We start from the raw sequence: 18,696 nt of genomic DNA, 5'->3' as shown, positions 1-18,696 counted from the left end.
TAACTTGATTTCTTTACCGTGAAAATTACATAAATTTAATCTCCTATCTTTAAAGCATGCAAGAAAAAGTGGTTTCCTTTTCCATCAAAAATTGGGCAGATGATGACAAACCTAGGGAGAAATTGGTGCAAAAAGGAAGTTTTGTGCTGTCCGATGCAGAATTGATCGCCATTTTGATCGGTTCCGGGAACAGGGATGAAAGTGCAGTGGAGCTGTCCAAACGAATTCTGGCCTCAGTGGGCCATAATTTGAACGAATTGGGGAAGCTTTCGGTAAATCAGTTGAAAAAATTCAAAGGTATCGGGGAGGCCAAGGCCGTGACCATTGCAGCAGCTTTGGAAATGGGGCGACGCCGAAGAGGGGAAGAAGCCCAAAAAGTAACAAAGGTTTCGGCCAGTCAGGATGTTTTTGAATTACTTTACCCGTTGATGGGTGAATTGCAACACGAAGAATTTTGGATTGTTTATTTAAACAACTCCAATAAAGTCATTCATAAATCACAATTGAGCAAAGGAGGTATTACCGGGACCTTGGTAGACGTGAGGTTGGTGCTGAAGCAAGCCTTGGACTTGGGTGCGGTGGGCATTATTTTGGCGCACAACCATCCATCGGGCACTTTAAAGCCCAGTGCTGCAGACAAGCAGATTACCCAAAAGTTGAAAAAGGCTTCGGAAGCTTTGGATATAAAAATACTAGATCACCTAATTTTGGCACAACACCATTATTTTAGCTTTGCAGATCAAGGAATACTATAGTTGATTCAATTTTATGCTATTACTCTTTACCCATAAGGTTACCAATAGACTTACCTATACGGCAAAGCATATTTTTGAAAAAATACTGGGAATAGAGATTGCATTTACAACCAAGGTTGAAGATTTCATCAAGCATTCTGGTCCAAAGATGACCTACTCCAAGCAACCCCTGCAAAATGAATTCTTTATCCGAAGCAATGACTTGTTGTTTGAGCAGGGCATTAACGATTTGGACATAAAAGTATCGGATTGGGAGGGGATTCCCTGTTTTTTTGCTTCTGGGGAAAAGAGCACTGTTCCGTACGATATTTTTTCGGCAAGTTTCTTTCTTTTAAGTCGATATGAAGAGTATTTGCCCCATGTTAAGGACAGTGTGGGCCGATTTCCGGTGAAAGAAAGCATAGCCTATCAGAACAAATTTTTGGAGCTTCCGGTTGTTGATTTATGGGCTTATAAATTATTGGATTTCCTAAAAGAACGTTTTCCGGATATTGAATATGAGGAACGGAAGTATGATTTTACCTCCATTATCAATGTGACCACCTCCCACGCTTATGCCATGCGGGGTTTGGCAAGAAGCATTGGAGGTTTCTTTCTGGACTTGGGGAATTTTAAATTTAGGAGTGTTGCCGATCGATTTTTGGTGCTTCTGGGGGTTAAGAAAGATCCTTACGATAATTTCTATGAATTGGTGGATATTCATAAGAAGTATCCGATCAAGACCATGTTCTTCTTTCAGTTTGCCAAACATTCCGCGCACGACAAGAACATTTCCCCAAACAACAATAAGTTTAGGTATCTCATAAAATCCGTGGCGGATTACAGCATTGTCTCACTAAGCACCTCTTTTTTGTCGTCTACGGACAAATCTGTTTTACAGGAAGAAAAGAAACGCTTGAGCAATTTGATCAACAGGCCCGTAAGTTACTCCCGTCTTAGATACAATAGGGTCAGTGTGCCAACCACCTATCGGAATTTGGTGGAAACCGAATTCACCGATGATTTTTCCATGGGATACACGCATGAAATCGGTTTTAGGGCCGGAACCTGCACGCCATTTCATTTTTATGACATCAACATGGAGGTACGGCAACCCCTGAAAGTACATCCTTTTGCCATGCACGATTATGCATTGGTGAACTTCAAGAAAAGAGATGAGATTTTTGAAAAAATGGACCGCATGTATCGGTTGGTGAAACAGGTAAATGGCGATTTTATCATCGTATTTTCCAATGAGCTTTTGGGCAGTAAACACAAGTTGGATTGGATGGAGTTGTATCAATCTTTTTTAAAGCGATACTATGTTTGAACACCCTGTAACCGACATTTTTTTTGATTTAGACCACACCCTTTGGGATTTTGAAAAGAACTCTGCCCTCACTTTCCAAAAGATTCTTACAAAGAATTCAGTGGATGTGGTACTGGAAGATTTTTTGGGTGTTTATGCCCCCATCAACCTAGAGTATTGGAAATTGTATCGGGAAAACCGGGTAACAAAGGCTGAGCTCCGATTCCAACGGTTACGGCGCACTTTTGATACCCTTGGAGCGGTGGTACAGGACGATCTCATTCACATTTTGGCCCATGAATACATTGAACATCTTTCCTCATTTACACATTTGGTGCCCAATGCCGTGGAGACTTTGGAATATCTATCACCAAAATACCGATTGCATATCATTACCAATGGGTTTCAGGAAGTTCAGGAGAAAAAGATGGTCGGGAGCAACATTCACCGGTATTTTGATCAAATTATAAACTCAGAAATGGCAGGCGTTAAAAAACCACATCCTTATATTTTTGAGCTGGCTCTAACCAAGGCAAATGTAGACCCAAGAAATACCATTATGGTGGGCGATAGTCTGGAGGCCGATATTCTTGGGGCAAAGAGTATGGGCATGCAGGTTCTTCACTTTAATGCCAATGGCGAACCCGAACATGATCATTGCATTACCATTAACAATTTAATTGAAATAAAAAGCTTTTTATAGAGTTATAGTAGGGTATGATGCACTTCTACTGTTTTTAAAGAAAATACTTGATATGAAACGGTTGTTCCTGCGTCTACTTACAGGGTCTACACTTTTTTGTGTGCTCCTATCCTGTTCTGAAGAACAAGATTTTGATCAGTTTGAAGATCTTTCCATCACGCCTACGGTGGCATCCAGTATCTTTTATTTGGAATCAGATGAGGAAACCATAAATGCTGTTCCCGCAGGACCATTCTATTATCAAACCGTAAATTTTGATGCTTTTAATGAGGAGTATGTGGCAGAACGACTTCTGGAGGGAACTATAACCTATGAAATTGAAAACACAACGAGCAAAAGGCTAGAAGTTGCCATAGAATTTCTGGATCAAGGAGGCAATGTCCTTGATGTGGAGCTTTTTGAAATCGACCCCAATCTTCCTGAAACCTATACAAGAGAAGTCACCTATGGTCCAACGGGCAAGAGTTTAAATATTCTGGCAGCCACAGATGGTCTTCGCATTTCGGGAAATAACCAGAGTGATACAACCAGTGTTTCCAATGCATCTGAACCCAAAGTTATTTTAAGGTCGGCTGCTGAATTCTTATTTCGACTAAAATGAGAGGAATTCGGTTGTTCTTTTATATCACACTCTTGGGAGGTGCATCACTATGCGCCCAAAACAAGCAACTGCTCTACGATTTTTATGAGATTCCCCAATCGTTGATGGTAAATCCAGGGGTAAAAACATCAGAAAAATGGCATACAGGAATACCATTTATTTCCGGATTGGCTTTTCAAGTGGGGACAAGTGGTGTAACGGTAAACGACCTTTTTGCCAATGATGGTATAGATTTTACCACCAAGGTTCGGGAACGGGTATTGGTTGCCATGTCCCACAGAGACGATTTTAGCACCACAAGCCAAATAGAAGGCTTCAATGTAGGTTTTAGGAGTAGAAATAGACCTGACGATTACTATTCTTTTGGAGTTTATGGGGAGACAGACATTATTGTGTATTGGCCCAGGGATTTGGCCATTTTGGGGTTTGAGGGCAATGGCGGGGCCAATATTGGACGGAATTTTGATTTGGGGGATGTAAGTCTTAGGGGCGAAATGATAAACGTGTTTCATTTTGGAATCAACCGAAAAATAAGCAATACGCTTACTGTTGGAGGTCGTGCAAAATTGTATTCCAGTGTTTTCCAATTTCAATCCATAGGAAATTCCGGGTCCTTTAGAACAACCCAAGGGCAGGACAATATTTATGTGAGTACAATTACGGCCGATATGCAACTGCGAACCGCAGGTGCCAAGGAAATTTTTGACATTTTGGATGACGATACCCGAAGCGCACGGGAAGAATTGCCTCCCCTTTTTGCCAAGCGGGTGCTTTTGGGTGGAAATCTTGGTCTTGGTTTCGATGCCGGGTTTAGCTATAATCTTAATCCACAGACCACTATAACCGCAAGTGTTCTAGATGTTGGTTTTATCTACCAATCCAAAGACATACAGAACTACACGCTTCGCGGCAGTGCCAGTACCGAAGGGATTACGGTATTTCTACCGGAGGACATTAACAACGTCAACAATGACCTTTGGCAGGATTTGGTGGATGATATTGAGGAGTCCCTCCCCTATGAAGAAAATACGGAGAGCTATATTTCCCTCAGACCTGTCAAGGCCTATGGGTCTATCAGGTACGATTTTGGAGAAGGCGGCCTTGGATTTGATAATTGTGGCTGTGCTATTAATGGTCGAGGGGGTAGCAACTCGGATTTTTACCCGAACAGTGTAGGAGGGCAGCTATACATGATAAAGAGGCCCCGTGGCATTCAAGCAGCATTGACCGGATTCTATCAACGCCGATTTGGAAGGGTACTTGCCTTAAAGGGCACGTATACCGTCGACAAATATTCGCTCACTAATATTGGTTTAGGGCTTAATTTTCAAGCTGGACCTATCAATTTTTATGTATTGGCCGATAATCTTTTGAGTTATCGCAACATTGCCGATAGTCATTATGCTTCTTTACAGTTCGGATTTAATATCATATCTTGGAACGGTAATTGAGGAAACAACTATATGAAGAAAAGAGTAGTATTTGCGTTGGTGTTTGTTTTAGCGGCGAGCATGACCATGAGCGGGCAGTTGAACGGGTATAAATATATCATCGTTCCCAAAAAATTTGAGACGTTCAAAAAAGAAAATCAATATATGACCAGCACCATGGTCAAATATCTTTTTACCCAAAAGGGGTTTACTCCGGTTTATGATGATGCATTGCCCGAAGATTTGGCAAACAACAGATGTTTGGGTCTTTTGGCCAGTTTGTTAGATGACTCCTCTTTTTTTTCCACAAAGGTCACTGTAATACTGAAAGACTGTCAATCCATTGAGGTTTTTAGGACCATAGAAGGAAAGAGCAAGATAAAGGAGTACACTGCAGCCTATAAGGATGCCCTTGAAGACGCTTTTACTTCATTTGATGGAATGGACTATGCCTATGCGCCTAAAAAATCAGAAGCAAAAGAAACGGTTGAACAACCCATTACGGTAAGTTTTAAAGATGATGTGAAGAAATTGGAAGAAACACCCAAAACCTCCGTTGTAAAACAGGAAGCCACTTTGGAAAACCAAAGTTATGAAAGTGTTGAGCCAGAACCTTCCACGTTTACCAAAGCTGAGGTAAAAGCGGAGCCAGAGCCGGTCAATTCAGGTTTGTTGTATGCCCAACCCATAGGGGAAGGATACCAATTGGTGGATAACACACCCAAGGTGGTCATGAAGCTTATGTCAACTTCTGTGGATAATGTGTTCTTGACAGATTATCTAGGAAATAGTGGTGTGGTACTACAAAAGGATGGAAAATGGTTTTTGGAATATACTGAAGGGGGAGTGAAAAAATCGAAGGAACTCAACATCAAGTTTTAGAATCCATATTTATCCTTCCAGCGTTTTTTTAGAAATTCTCGCATGGCATTCTCTCTGGGATTATTTCCCGGGCGATAAAAAGCAGTGCCCGAAATCTCGTCAGGAAGAAATTCAAAATCCGCAAAATTGTTTTCGTGCTCATGGGCATATTGGTAGCCTTTGCCATACCCAATATCTTTCATCAATTTAGTAGGTGCATTTCTGATGGCCAATGGTACGGATAAATCTCCGGTCAACCGCACTTTTTGCTGCGCTTCATTTATGGCTGCATAGCTGGCGTTGCTTTTGGGTGAGCTGGCCAAATACGTGGCACACTGACTTAAAATAATTCGAGCTTCGGGATAACCAATGGTATTTACAGCCTGGAAGGTAGTATTGGCCAAAACAAGGGCCGTTGGATTGGCATTGCCAATATCTTCGGATGCCAAAATCACCATTCTTCGCGCAATGAATTTTACATCTTCCCCGCCCTCGATCATTCGCGCCAACCAGTATACGGCGGCATTGGGGTCGCTACCCCTGATTGATTTTATAAAGGCAGAAATAATGTCATAATGCTGCTCCCCGGTCTTGTCATAGAGTACAGTGTTCTTTTGTACCTTGTTCAATACCAGCTCATTGGTAATGGTAACCTCTTTGGTATTTTCGGAATTGACGATGAGCTCAAAAATGTTCAATAATTTTCGTCCGTCGCCTCCAGAAAGTCGTAAAAGTGCTTCAGTTTCTTTTAGATTGATTTTTTTATCCTTCAGCACCGTGTCTGTCTTTATTGCCCTGTTCAGCAGTGCCTCTAAATCTTCCTTTCCAAAAGGATTCAAGATATAAACCTGACATCTGGACAACAATGCGGGAATCACTTCAAAACTTGGATTTTCAGTGGTGGCACCGATTAAAGTGACCCATCCCTTTTCCACGGCGCCCAACAACGAGTCTTGTTGCGATTTGCTAAACCGATGGATTTCATCAATGAACAAAATGGGATTTTTAGCTGTAAAGAGACCACCACTTTGTTTCGCCTTTTCAATGACCTCCCGAACATCTTTTACCCCACTGCTGATGGCACTCAACGTGTAAAATGGACGTTGGCTCTCACTGGCAATGATATTGGCCAAGGTGGTTTTTCCGGTTCCGGGAGGACCCCAGAAAATCAAAGAAGGAATCACACCATTCCGTATTTGGTTGGTCAAAGCACCTTGTGGCCCCACCAAATGCTGCTGACTGATGTAATCCTCCAATGTTTTGGGACGTATGCGTTCTGCCAAGGGTTCATTCATACGGATAAAAATAAGACAATTTTAGAGGTGTAAAGGGCATCTCTTCCATGGCGTTTTCAACAAACCTGACAATTTGTGTAAATTCATGTCCGTGGTCAGGTAATTGATGAAAGGAGTATATGCATTCAAATGAGCATTTTAGGTTTTCCAATGGCGTAGTTTTGGCACCCTTGCTTGCCGTGTTGTCCATTTGGACCGTATTTTGGGTTGAAGTCAAGTTCGGAATCAACTTCAATGACTATGGCATTTATCCCAGAAGAATTTCTGGATTAAAAGGAGTGTTGCTTAGCCCGTTTATCCATGGATCCGTTGAACATTTGTACAACAATACCATCCCCCTGGCTGTTTTAACAGCATTTCTGTTTTATTTCTATCAAAAGGCGGCCCTTCGGGTTTTTGTAATGGGGATTTTAATTTCGGGACTATTGACTTGGGTAATTGCGCGTCCATCCTACCATATTGGGGCCAGTGGAATTATCTATGTTTTGGCCAGTTTTATTTTTTTTAAAGGTGTTTTTGCGAAGCATTATCGGTTGGTGGCCCTTTCCTTGGTGGTTGTCTTTATCTATGGGAGCATGTTGTGGTATATTTTTCCGGTGCGGGAAAATATTTCATGGGAAGGACATTTAGCTGGATTCATCACGGGTTTTTTGTTGGCCTTGATGATTAGGGTTAAGCTTCCTGTTGAAAAGAAATATGAATGGGAACGGGAGGATTACAATGAGGAAGATGACCCTTTCCTAAGACATTTTGATGAAAATGGGAATTTTATTGAAACCACTGAAGACCCCAGTGAGCACATCCAAATAAAATATCATTATAAGAAGGACAATGGGAGCGATACTTAACTTCTTCGTTGGCGGACCACTTCATACAAAAAAACACCACAGGCCACGGAAACATTAAGCGAGCCTATGCTGCCCAAAAGAGGAAGCTTTGCCGTATGGTCTAAAATAGATAGAATTGAAGGTGAAATGCCCCGATCTTCGGAACCCATGACAATGGCACAGGGTTGGTTAAAATCCACCGCGTAGATTTCATCCTCGGTCTTTTCTGTAGCCCCCACAACTTGAATTCCCGAAGATTGCAGGTAGAATATGGCATCCTTCAGGTGGTCCACTTTCGCAATGGGCACATTAAAGGCTGCTCCGGCTGAGGTTTTTACGGTATCATCTGTAATGGGAGCTGCCCCACTTTTAGGAATGATTATGCCTTGTACCCCACAACATTCAGCAGTGCGTATGATAGCGCCAAAATTGCGCACATCCGAAACTTGGTCCAACAACAAGAAAAAAGGCATCTTTTCTTGTGCCATCACATTTTCAACCAAAGTTTCAAAATTGTGGAATTTCACGGGTGAAATCTGCGCTACCACCCCTTGGTGGTTGTTTCGGGTAAGCCGATTGAGCTTTTCAATGGGCACGTATGACGCACTGAGGCCATTTTTTCGAATAGCCGACTCCAATTCCTTAAAAAGCTCGCCTTTAAGACCTCTTTGTAAAAAAATCTTATTGATTGGCTGGTCGGCATCCATGGCCTCCATTACGGCCCGTATCCCATAAATCTGGTCACTCATCTCCTTGTTTCAATTGCTTGGATGCTGCAAATATATCACGAAGAAATCTTGTGGACACCCAAAGGCCCATTATTCGTGGTATTTAATAAAAAGGTCTCGTTATTGGCGTTGGTGATAAGCTCAACACTTTTTACGTTACCTCCCATAAAAAGTCCAGAATTTGGATAGGGTACGCTGATATACCCATCATTGCCATTGGAAAGGAGGATCACTCCGGATAGGGCATCCAATCGGGGTGTTTCTACCTCAGTTTCATAAATGTTGCCTATGGCAATAATATCTTCAAAGCCATCTTTGTTAAGGTCGGCAACCGCACAATCCAAAATGGGAATGGTCTGCCCCGCTACTGGAAGCAGATGTTTTTCAAAAACCAGATTGCCTTTATTGATCAAAACAACGGACTTGAGTTCGGTAACCGTGCTCTCATAAGAAGATTTCAGCTTTTCCCCATAAATGTCGACCAAACTGGCATTGGCAAAATCGGAATAGGTCTCAAACTTTTCCTTGATGAAAGGCATTTGCTGTGACGAACATTCCCTTCCGCGTACCGGAACGTAAGTTCCTTTGTATTTTTTGCTCAGTACGATGTCGTTGGTTCCATTTTCATCAAAGTCGGTGGCATATACCTTAAATGGTTTTTCCTCTGAAGCCTTGAACTTGATGTTCAGACCTACATTTCCAACCACATAATCTTTTAGACCATCGTTGTTGATATCGGTTTCGGTCACGGAGAACCACCATCCTTTTTCATTGAGTATGGCATCCTCTTGTCCCATATTTTTAAAGGTGCCCTGCTCATTGATGAAAATACCGATTCCGGTCCATTCACCCACAGCGATAAAGTCTGGCCAGCCATCATTGTTCACATCTGTAGTTTGGATATCATTGACAATACCAAAATCCTTAAATTCTGGAGCCACTTGCTCGGTAACGTCCACGAGTTCACCATCCCTGTTTTCAAGCAGTGTGGAAGTTTGTGGTTTTGGGTATTGTTTGGGAACTACCCGGTTGCCCACCAAAATATCGTTGTCCCCATCTTTATCAAAATCTATGATGGAGACCGATTTTCCATTTTTGGGAAGCTTGGACAGCGCGTCGCTTTGCAGTCTTGTGAATTGTCCACGACCATCATTAATATAGATTCGGTCTGAGTGGTATGATGAATTTTCGGCAAACTCGTTTCCACCGCTAACCACATAAAGGTCCATATCGCTGTCACCATCAAAATCAAAAAACACAGATTCCATATCCTCAAACTGGGCATCATTGGAAAGGGCAGGGGAGTTTAGTTTGGTAAAGCCCCGGCCAGATTGTATGTAAAACTGTCCAGCTTGGCCTGAGGCGCCTCCTACATGGATATCTTCCAGCCCGTCACCATTTATATCACCTTTGGTGATAAAAGGCCCTAAATTGGATTGTTTATAGGGTAGAAGTATCTCTGTTTCAAAATCGTCGTATACATTTTCGGTATGAACAAAGTCCAATCCTAAGGTTTTGGCATCAACATCGGCAAAATACCTTCCTTTTTCAGAGCTGGAAGGAATGGGTATGGTGGCGTCACTTTCATTGAAAGTTAGCGTGGAATTGGCCGGTACGTTGAATTTTTGTTCCATTTTGCCAGATTTCCAATATACCGTTACCGTATCTACGGTTTCTTGATGCGCAAGTCCAAAAAAGGCTTTGGGCTCTTGTGCAGAACGGTAGCCACGAACCCGTTTTACTTCAACCATCTGGGAATTATTACCTGTACTGATCTTTACTTTTGCAAATTCCTCGGACGAATCCCCTTTGGTGATAACCTTTAGATAATTGCCTAGTTCGTCTTCAACGGAAAGGTTTTTGTACACAAATGCAGCTTCGTCCATGTTATTGATGACAATGTCCATATCACCATCATTGTCCAAATCCCCGGAAGCGGCACCGTTACTGAACGAAAAATCGGCCAAGCCCCAATCTTTGGCCACATCATCGTAAATAAGCTCAGACGTTCTCTTGTACATGATGTTGGGCAATTTTTCGGAGGGCATGGACTCATAGAGCTGTTGTTTTACTTCCAAAGGAACGTTTTGCCCATATTTCTGTCTAGCTTCAAAAACTTTCATCTGCAGATCATTGTCCAGGGCATACCGACGATATCCATTGGTGACATGGATTTCCTTGTGCCCGTCCAGGTCAAAATCGTTCATGAGCACGGACCAACTCCAGTCTGTATTGGCCACTCCGGATAATTGTGAAATATTACTGAATTTGTTATGGCCCATGTTCTTTTGCAAGGAGTTGTACATGTATTGGTAATGGTATCCGGCTTTGTTCACCAAATAATCGAACCGTTTGGTGTTCATGGAGGCCATAAGTGTTTTGGAGCGAACGTGGTCATTGGCAGCCATATCCAGCACAAAAATGTCCTGAAGGTCATCGTTGTCCAAATCAGCAATATCTATTCCCATCCCATAAAAGGATATCTGATCTGTGGCTTCCTTGATTTGGTCTGTAAAGGTGCCATCTTGGTTATTTATATAAAGGGCATCGGGCAAATAATAATCACTGGCCATATAGATGTCCATCCAACCATCTTCGTTGATGTCTGCGACGGCAAGGCCAAGGCCGAAGATGGGTTTTTCAAGTCCTGCTGCTTTGGTAACATCGGTAAAAGTTCCATCATCATTTCGGTATAGATGGGATGAGTTGAAATAGGCCATTTCTTCGTTTGAATCCACATAGCGGTTAAAGCTGATGGGGTCCATGCCGTAGAGCTCATTCTCGTTCATCACGAGACAGTCCAAGTCACCATCTTTGTCCAAATCAAAAAAGACGGATTGGGTACTGATGCCCATATCCGCTAAACCATATTGTTCGGCTTTTTCTTCGAAGGTTCCATCTTGCTGATTGATGAACAGTAAATTTTTTCGTTTGTCCCGGGTATTGGGCCCACCTTGGGAGACGTAGATGTCCATCCAACCATCGGCGTTTATATCGGCAAAGGTGACCCCGTTGGACCAGACTTTTCCCATATTGATTTGGGCTTTTTCCGAAACATCCTTGAACCTGAGGCCTCCTTGATTGATGTACAGAACATTATTGACTTGATTTCCACAGAAAAATACATCCAAAAGGCCATCATTGTTCAGGTCTTCCATACCAACCCCGGCACCGTTGTAAAAGTAATCATAGTCGAAGAGGTTATTAAGGCTTGCTACATCATGGGTGATGGTGTTTGCAAAGCTTATACCACTTTGCTGTATGTCTATTTTTTTGAAAATGGGGTCAATCCTTTCCAAACTTAGATCTGATTTGGACATCTCATTTTCTTTATTTGAATTGGCACAACTTGAAAGTAATACCAAAGCCAATATTGCTCGAAAAAAATTTCTCATACTAAATGATATGCTTTTGTCGGATATTCTATTAGGTCAATTAAAAATTCGATTCTACTATTTGATACTCAAAATATGAACTGTTTGGAAAATGATACAATACATAAAGAGCCATATAATTCTCCAAAGGTATTTAAATTCAGGGACTGTTCTAATTTAAGTCCTATGATATTAACTGCTTAACAAAAAAGGGCACCGATTCGGTGCCCTTTTTACTATAGAATTATTAGTGATTCCTATTCACAGACCAATATGTCTCCACCTGGATATTCAAATGGGCCAGAGCCATTTGTATTAGGGTAGGGGCCACCAGTCGCTGCTGGACCGCCATTGGGATCATAGAGCGTCCAGGTGTTCTCCTCATCCCAATCCCCACTAGTGTAGAAGAATTCGAAAGATGTCGCACCCTCGGGAATCGTGAACGAGGCGCTACTTTCAGCACCTACTGCGGCGAATGTCTCTTCAAGCGGTTCGCCATCTATAACTACGGTTAAAAAGCCTCCGTTCCAATCATCCTCAAATGCATCCTTCATAACAAAGGTATATTCCCCTGGGTAAGGAGCATCGGCATTCAACTGAACGCATTCAAATACATCGTAGGTAGTGTAATACTCGGTATCTGCTTCAGAAGTTGTGATGATACGGCCATCAGTAGTCAACAACTCATAACGCAAACGGAACTGGTCATTTACCAACAAATCTGAGAAATCGATGTTTGGACCGTACAATTCTTCTTGCGTAAACCCATAAGTTAGGGTCAATACACCATCTTCTTCTGTGAAATCAGCCAAATCAAACACAAAATCCTGGAAAACAGCTTCATCTTCTGATAAATCGTCTTCGGGCTCTTCAATGTTTCTATCCGAGAAAGAGCGGTAAACAGTTACAGACTCCAAATAATCGGTTTCAGCAAAATCAGGATCGCTCATGTCAATACTGATCGTGATCAAGAAGTCATCGTTGGTGGCACCTTCGGTGACATCGACCACGTTTCGATTTTCATCTGTGATCTCAAATTCAATACCATCATCCAATGTTTCAGTGTACTGGAACGGAGCAGTGTAGAATGACCCACCGGAAACTGTACCATTGGCATTATTGGTGAAAACTCTCCCATCGGTCAACTCCCCCTCAAGTCTGAAGAAAAATTGGTCTCCTGGAAGAACATCTTCTATTGAAATCCCCGCTGTTGCCAAGGCTTCTGCATAGGTCAACGAAACTGTCCCAGTTGGTAGCCCAAACTCCCCAACTCCATCAAAGGAAGAGGCAGGGTAGGTATTTACCAACGTTTCTTCTGAAGTTACATCTGTACTTGCGTCGCCTTCAACGGTATTATTGTCGATAAATGTGAAATACAACCTTGTTTCTGAAAGAAAGGCCCCATTTTCTTGGTCTTGGACTTCCAATTCCACAGACCAAGTACCGGAGGTATCAAATATATCAAAGGAGTTGCTATCGGTCAAGGTCCTTAAAACCAAACCTCGTTCGGTGTCTCGTGTGACTTCATCTACTAACGTTTCTTCGCTACACGAAAAGGCAATGCAAACGAAAAAAAGCAGTGTTATATGTTTTTTCAAATTTTTCATGATTTTAGTTTTTACGTTCATTGCCAATATTAATTAGAGAATGGGAATCCACTGGCCGGATTGGTATCCCAGAACACAGTCACGGTTTGATCAGGTTTCTGTGTAATGTTGGGGTTACTGGTCACAGCTTGGTTAGGATAGTACATGGAACGGGGGAATGCCCCTGGATCCGGCTCCCTATTAGGTTGCAACGTACTTGGATATCCCGTTCTTCTGTAAAAATTATAGGTCTCTATACCATTACCGTAGTGGCTCACAAAATATTGCTCTGCAAGAATGTCCCATTGTGCGTCAATATCTCCTGCGGCATCATTGAATGCAATGATGGTGGCATCAATGAAATTGTTCACGTCTGTTTCTGATGGCGCAAACGAGAGATCGGCATTAAGGTCATTGGCCGCAAATGATTGTGCTTTGGCAATTTGTTTGGTCAAAGCATTTTGCAGATGCGTTGCTGCAGTACCGGGCTGATTAGCAGCCAGTGCCATCTCGGCTCTCCAGAAGTCCACCATAAAGGCATCCAAGATGGGGGTGATTCCAGTACCACCCGCTCCAAACGAAGCTGGGTTTATTGATTGAGCAATCGCTTCAAAGCTGTCATCGTCAAATCTTCCCCCTGCAGGGTAAACACCGACTGTAGTTTTTAACAATCCATCCGGTGGTCCCCCTTCATCATCTCCGTGATCTCTACCCCAATACCCATTGGGCAGGGCGCAGAAGGTAAACCCACCATTCACATAATGTGGAGGAGGAGTCTGCAAAGAACAGGTCAATAATTCCTCATCCGGTGGGAAACCTGACTGTCCAGGTACATTAATGGTTTGACGGTAGAAATAGTACCGCAATCTGGGATCTTCTGTGTTATCCATCAAATTGGCCATCCAATTGGATGTGTACGCTGAAGCGCCAGCTGAAGCGTAGTTGACACCATAATTTGGGTGTCTTGTATCAGGCTGTGAAGCACTGGTTCCTGGCCAGAACCAATCCAAGTCATCAGCGGTGTCCATAATATAGTTGTCGGAAGCGATGATGGCATTGAAACTTGCTGCCGCTGAAGCATCTACCAATCTTGTTTGAACGTAGATCTTGAGCTTCAACGTATTGGCGGCCTTTACCCATTTCTCGTAATCATTTCCATAGAAATAATCGTTCACTGGGTTTGAAGAGGGCGTGCTATTAAAGTTAGCAATAGCTTGGTCCAATAGTGAAAGTGCAGCTTCGTAAACAGAGGCTCCACTATCTAAACTAGGGTTTAGAATTTCAGGAGCTTGTAGTGCTTCGGTGTAAGGAATGTCCCCGAAGAAGTCCACCAAAGTAACAATGGTGTACGCCTCAATGAACTGGGCGATACCCAAGTGTCTGGTAAGACCAGCTTCCACTGCAAGAGGCTCCATGTTACGAATGTCAAAAAGGATGCCCCTGTAGGCGTTGTCCCATTCGTCATCCACATCGATGTCCTGAAAACCACTTCTGTAGTCACGGGAACTGTACGGTACCAAACGGGTAAGTTCACCTCCCAATACAGAAAGGCCATCTTCGGTAACGTTACCACCGGAAGTGAAGTTATCCTGGGGGTCCCCTGTCGCCTCTCCATCTATCTGTCTTGCAAAATCTTCCTGTATTGCGTTTAGGAAGAAATCCGGGCTTGCCTGCTGTGGTGTCAAAAAGTTGGGGTCTTCTGTCAGATCCAGTTCGGTGGACTCACAGGATACCATCAATGACCCTACAAGCAAGGCTGATGCTATATATGTGCTTATGTTTTTCATTTTTATAACTATTTTTTTCATCTTAGAATGTTGCTTTAACACTGAATCCATATCTTCTAGAGCTAGGTCCGTTCAAGAAATCAAATCCAAAACCGTTACCGACACCTGTACCAGAGGTATTAGGGTCAAAATTGGCACCGTCAGGCGTGTTTATGGCATCATACCAAAGGTTGAAACCAGATACTGTGAATGACAATGCGCCAAAAGGTGTTTTGTCCAAGAACTTCTTGGGAACCGAGTAGCCTAGGGAAACTTCTTGAAGCCTAAGAACTGTGGCATCATAAACTTGAAGCTCACTAGGGCCGAAAAGAATGTTGTTAAAGAAGTAATCTGAATTGTTGATCTGAACGTCATTAGGTTCACCAGTACTTTGGTTTACACCGGGTAGGATGTATGTGTTCTCCCTATCTACTGTTTCAACAATCAAACCTCTACCTAACAAGGTACTGATCGTACTTGAGTAGATATCCCCACCCTGGGTCCAGTTGAACTGGAAGCCTAAGTTGAAGTTCTTGAAGCTGAAATTATTGATGAAGTTAAGTAGAAAGTCAGGGTTTGGATCTCCAATGATACCATCTTGGGAATCCTGTACATAGTCTCCAGAAGAGTTGGTCACCAAGTTTCCATCTTCATCTCTTAATATACGTGAACTATAGATTACACCAAGGGGCTCACCTTCTATGGCAGCGTTACCCAAGTTTCCGAAACCAGAGTAAACAATCAGGTCCGTATCCTGGCCCAAGTCCTCAACCGTAGTTTCGGTGGCACTGAAGTTCACATTGGACCTCCAGTTAAAGCCATCGCTATCACTTCTGATCAAATTCAAACCAAGGTCAATCTCAACCCCTTCACCTTTAATCTCACCTACGTTAGTGGTGGTCCTAAAGTATCCAGAAGCTGGATCCAAGGGTTGTGTCACGATCAAATCGGTTGTTGTTCTTTGGTAAACAGAGGCATCGAATGTAATTCTGCCATCCCACCATCTAGATTCAACCCCTAATTCAATCTCTGAAACTTGCTCAGGCAATAGGTCTGGGTTACCCAATGTTAACGGAGTTGTATTGGTTACGATATTTCTACCGGTATTATCTTGGAAATCCTGTGTGTCCAAAGAAAGTCTCGCGGCAATTGGGTAAGAATCAGAGTTTTGGTCAGGGAAACCTGCAGAGGTACCGTAACCTGCTCGTATCTTAAGATAGTTCAGCACATCGCTCTTCAGACCGTCAAATGCGGTCGTTGGAACAAAGGACAAACTCGCACTAGGGTAGAACAATGCCCTGTTCTCCGTATCCAAGTTGGATACCCAGTCGTTTCTTCCGGCCAGCGTAACAAACACAAAGTTGTCGTAATCAAACTCAACCTGTCCGTAGAGACCAATTACATTACGTTCTGATGTTTGTTGAATCTCGTTTTGGTTCAAGAAGTTGAAGTGGCGAAGCACGCCAAATACTTGCTGGCCATCACTTGCGACACCAGTCTGGTTGAAGACTTCCCTTCTTCCATTGAAACCTATGTTGAAGGTACTTCCAACGGTTTCGGTCAAATCGAAATCACCGTTTATGGCAACGTTGTGGTCCCAAATAGTATTGGTGTTGTTCCAAGTCTCATAGACACCGCTCTGTAGCCTGATATCGTTACTGTTACTGTTTACACCACCTTTATTCTGGTAGTTTGTGTTGTTCTCACTGTAGTTATCAATACCAACCCTATAGACCAAGTTAAGGTTTTCGCTCAGGTCATATTGTATACCTAGGTTACCAAACACCCTGTTGGTCTGCTGCCGTGTACCGGCGTTGTTCACGGTCCACAAGGGGTGCTGAATGGAGTTGTTCTGACGATAGTAAACACTACCACCAGTGATTGGGTCTTGATAAGGTAATCCTAAAACATCAACCGAACGCGGTGTAAAGAACAAATCTCCAAATACGGATGAACCACTACCAGTGGCTCCGTTACCCTGGCTCAATGCCACAGGTGGAGAGATGAACTTCGTACGCGCATAGTTAAGAGTACCTGAAACGGTGAACTTGTTGCTCAATACTGCTCTACCCCCAATACCAAAGTTGTTCCTGTTTAAACTGTTGCCTGGAGTAAAACCTTGGTCTTTCAAATAGCCATAGTTGGCGTTGTATGAAATTTTTCCGTCAGAAGAGGCTCCTGCAACGTTGATGGAAGTATTGGTAACCGTACCTGTTTTGAAGAAATTTTCAAAACTCTTATACGGTCTCCACTCATAGCGTGCGCCCTGAAATTCTGGGAAAGCGGCCTGAATGGCGTCAGTTGATGTTGAATATGGGTGGGGCAATGTTCCATTTGCATCAAAAGCTGAACTATTTCCCCAACCAGCACGCCCTTCTCTTCTAAAGGCTGGTCCCCAGTTACTGAAGAACCATCCGAAGGCCTGGTCAAAACCGTTACCATACTCATCCTGATATTCTGGCTGTGAAGCAATCTCATTGAAGAACATGGAAGAAGTAACTGTAATTTCAGTCTTCTTGGCTCCTTCTCCTCCTGCTCCTGCCTTGGTGGTGATCAAAATCACACCGTTTCTACCCAAAGATCCATATAGTGTGGAGGCCGCAAGACCTTTCAATACGTTCACACTCTCAATGCTGTTCGGGTCAAGATCCAAGAACCTACTGGAACCGTTGTTACCGTTGATGAAATCCTGACGGCTGCCCTGTCTACCTGAGGGGTTGGTGTCTCCGTTGAAGGGAACACCGTCCACAATGAACAGTGGTTGGTTACTTTGGCTAAAGGAGTTAAAACCCCGGATGATAATATTGGTACCGGATCCGGACAGACCACTTTGCTGGGTGATGTTCACCCCGGAGGCCTTACCCATAAGGACACGTCCAAGGTCACCTTCTGCTTTCTCCTCAAGTTGTTCGGAGCTTACCTCGGCAACCGCATATCCAAGGGCCTGCTTCTCCCTTTTAATACCAAGGGCAGTCACAACCACCTCTTCAAGAGCCTGGGTGTCCTCTTCCATCTGAACATTGATCACACTTCCTGCACCAACTGGTCTACTTGTGGCTCTTTGCCCTATATAGGTGAAAAGCAATGTTTGACCTTGACTTGCACTGATCGAATAGTTACCATCAAAATCTGTTTGGGTACCGTTGGTGGTCCCTTCGACGACAATGTTGACCCCAGGCAACGGAAGACCATCGGAATCCGTAACAGTACCTGTAATCGTCTTGTCCTGTGCAAAGGATACATGCACAACAAACGCCAATAACAGCGTTAACAATCCATTAAGTTTTGTTCTCATTTTTAAATTATTTGAATTAGCTAGCCGCTAAAATCATAATTTCATGTTAATAATCCAAACTAATTTTACTAAATTTTTAAGATGATGTTAGCAAATGCAATAACCTCAAAATGACCTTTGGTATTTAATGGACTTCTTAATTTGGCGCATTAAAAATTATGTTGATAATAAAATAGTGCCAAATTTA

13 protein-coding genes are annotated in these 18,696 nt (G+C 42.9%); 7 read left to right on the top strand and 6 right to left on the bottom strand.

Annotated features, from left to right (window positions below; all coding sequences use genetic code 11):
- Positions 1–56 precede the first annotated feature (56 nt).
- Genes radC through FG28_RS03095 form a run of 6 tightly spaced genes read left to right on the top strand, consistent with a single transcriptional unit; the run spans position 57 to position 5,659 of the window.
- Entirely contained in the window at positions 57–755 is a 699-nt protein-coding gene (radC, locus tag FG28_RS03120) for a DNA repair protein RadC (protein ID WP_036379891.1), read from the top strand.
- 13 nt (positions 756–768) lie between these two features.
- A complete protein-coding gene (locus FG28_RS03115; RefSeq protein WP_036379889.1) occupies positions 769–2,064 on the top strand; it encodes a polysaccharide deacetylase family protein in 1,296 nt (431 codons plus the stop codon).
- Positions 2,057–2,746 carry a YjjG family noncanonical pyrimidine nucleotidase gene (locus FG28_RS03110; protein WP_036379887.1) on the top strand — a complete coding sequence of 230 codons (690 nt, stop codon included), beginning with the start codon at positions 2,057–2,059 and terminating at the stop codon, positions 2,744–2,746. Before FG28_RS03115 ends, FG28_RS03110 begins: the two co-directional genes overlap by 8 nt.
- Before the next feature lie 52 nt (positions 2,747–2,798).
- Positions 2,799–3,347 carry a hypothetical protein gene (locus tag FG28_RS03105; RefSeq protein WP_036379884.1) on the top strand — a complete coding sequence of 183 codons (549 nt, stop codon included), beginning with the start codon at positions 2,799–2,801 and terminating at the stop codon, positions 3,345–3,347.
- Entirely contained in the window at positions 3,344–4,798 is a 1,455-nt protein-coding gene (locus FG28_RS03100) for a DUF5723 family protein (protein WP_036379882.1), read from the top strand. The genes FG28_RS03105 and FG28_RS03100 overlap by 4 nt, the downstream gene beginning before the upstream one ends.
- 12 nt (positions 4,799–4,810) lie before the next feature.
- The gene (locus tag FG28_RS03095) at positions 4,811–5,659 is read left to right on the top strand and encodes a hypothetical protein (RefSeq protein WP_036379879.1); all 849 of its coding nucleotides are present in this window, start codon (positions 4,811–4,813) and stop codon (positions 5,657–5,659) included.
- On the opposite strand, the gene FG28_RS03090 is transcribed toward FG28_RS03095, so the two are convergent.
- Positions 5,656–6,933 (bottom strand): replication-associated recombination protein A, encoded by a 1,278-nt coding sequence (locus FG28_RS03090; protein WP_036379877.1) that lies wholly within the window; start codon positions 6,931–6,933, stop codon positions 5,656–5,658. The two genes, FG28_RS03095 and FG28_RS03090, sit on opposite strands and share 4 nt — an antisense overlap.
- A 119-nt stretch (positions 6,934–7,052) precedes the next feature.
- Between FG28_RS03090 and FG28_RS03085 the strand changes: the two genes are divergently transcribed.
- Positions 7,053–7,781 (top strand): rhomboid family intramembrane serine protease, encoded by a 729-nt coding sequence (locus tag FG28_RS03085; protein ID WP_036379876.1) that lies wholly within the window; start codon positions 7,053–7,055, stop codon positions 7,779–7,781.
- Here FG28_RS03085 and rlmB read toward each other — a convergent pair.
- The 5 genes from rlmB to FG28_RS03060 all read right to left on the bottom strand — a co-directional run bounded on the left by rlmB (position 7,778) and on the right by FG28_RS03060 (position 18,509).
- Positions 7,778–8,509: a 23S rRNA (guanosine(2251)-2'-O)-methyltransferase RlmB gene (gene rlmB, locus FG28_RS03080; RefSeq protein WP_036379873.1), complete on the bottom strand. Its 732-nt coding sequence runs from the start codon at positions 8,507–8,509 to the stop codon at positions 7,778–7,780. The genes FG28_RS03085 and rlmB overlap by 4 nt on opposite strands.
- A 35-nt stretch (positions 8,510–8,544) precedes the next feature.
- The gene (locus tag FG28_RS03075; RefSeq protein ID WP_197062545.1) at positions 8,545–11,808 is read right to left on the bottom strand and encodes a VCBS repeat-containing protein; all 3,264 of its coding nucleotides are present in this window, start codon (positions 11,806–11,808) and stop codon (positions 8,545–8,547) included.
- 311 nt (positions 11,809–12,119) lie between these two features.
- Positions 12,120–13,469, bottom strand: coding sequence for a hypothetical protein (locus tag FG28_RS03070; RefSeq protein WP_036379870.1), 1,350 nt, complete (start codon positions 13,467–13,469; stop codon positions 12,120–12,122).
- Between the two features lie 29 nt (positions 13,470–13,498).
- Positions 13,499–15,235: a SusD/RagB family nutrient-binding outer membrane lipoprotein gene (locus tag FG28_RS03065; RefSeq protein ID WP_036386087.1), complete on the bottom strand. Its 1,737-nt coding sequence runs from the start codon at positions 15,233–15,235 to the stop codon at positions 13,499–13,501.
- Positions 15,236–15,257: 22 nt separating this feature from the next.
- The gene (locus tag FG28_RS03060) at positions 15,258–18,509 is read right to left on the bottom strand and encodes a SusC/RagA family TonB-linked outer membrane protein (protein ID WP_036379869.1); all 3,252 of its coding nucleotides are present in this window, start codon (positions 18,507–18,509) and stop codon (positions 15,258–15,260) included.
- Between the last annotated feature and the right edge of the window lie 187 nt (positions 18,510–18,696).

Origin of the sequence: Muricauda sp. MAR_2010_75 (assembly GCF_000745185.1) — a bacterium.
Taxonomy (GTDB): Bacteria; Bacteroidota; Bacteroidia; order Flavobacteriales; family Flavobacteriaceae; genus Flagellimonas.
The sequence above is the reverse complement of the archived record's forward strand: the minus strand, read 5'-3'. Positions and strand labels throughout refer to the sequence as shown.

Excerpts from the sequence above, each read along its gene's own strand:
- radC (WP_036379891.1), top strand. The coding sequence starts at position 57 with ATGCAAGAAAAAGTGGTTTCCTTTTCCATCAAAAATTGGGCAGATGAT.
- FG28_RS03115 (WP_036379889.1), top strand. The coding sequence starts at position 769 with ATGCTATTACTCTTTACCCATAAGGTTACCAATAGACTTACCTATACG.
- FG28_RS03110 (WP_036379887.1), top strand. The coding sequence starts at position 2,057 with ATGTTTGAACACCCTGTAACCGACATTTTTTTTGATTTAGACCACACC.
- FG28_RS03105 (WP_036379884.1), top strand. The coding sequence starts at position 2,799 with ATGAAACGGTTGTTCCTGCGTCTACTTACAGGGTCTACACTTTTTTGT.
- FG28_RS03100 (WP_036379882.1), top strand. The coding sequence starts at position 3,344 with ATGAGAGGAATTCGGTTGTTCTTTTATATCACACTCTTGGGAGGTGCA.
- FG28_RS03095 (WP_036379879.1), top strand. The coding sequence starts at position 4,811 with ATGAAGAAAAGAGTAGTATTTGCGTTGGTGTTTGTTTTAGCGGCGAGC.
- FG28_RS03090 (WP_036379877.1), bottom strand. The coding sequence starts at position 6,933 with ATGAATGAACCCTTGGCAGAACGCATACGTCCCAAAACATTGGAGGAT.
- FG28_RS03085 (WP_036379876.1), top strand. The coding sequence starts at position 7,053 with ATGCATTCAAATGAGCATTTTAGGTTTTCCAATGGCGTAGTTTTGGCA.
- rlmB (WP_036379873.1), bottom strand. The coding sequence starts at position 8,509 with ATGAGTGACCAGATTTATGGGATACGGGCCGTAATGGAGGCCATGGAT.
- FG28_RS03075 (WP_197062545.1), bottom strand. The coding sequence starts at position 11,808 with ATGTCCAAATCAGATCTAAGTTTGGAAAGGATTGACCCCATTTTCAAA.
- FG28_RS03070 (WP_036379870.1), bottom strand. The coding sequence starts at position 13,469 with ATGAAAAATTTGAAAAAACATATAACACTGCTTTTTTTCGTTTGCATT.
- FG28_RS03065 (WP_036386087.1), bottom strand. The coding sequence starts at position 15,235 with ATGAAAAACATAAGCACATATATAGCATCAGCCTTGCTTGTAGGGTCA.
- FG28_RS03060 (WP_036379869.1), bottom strand. The coding sequence starts at position 18,509 with ATGAGAACAAAACTTAATGGATTGTTAACGCTGTTATTGGCGTTTGTT.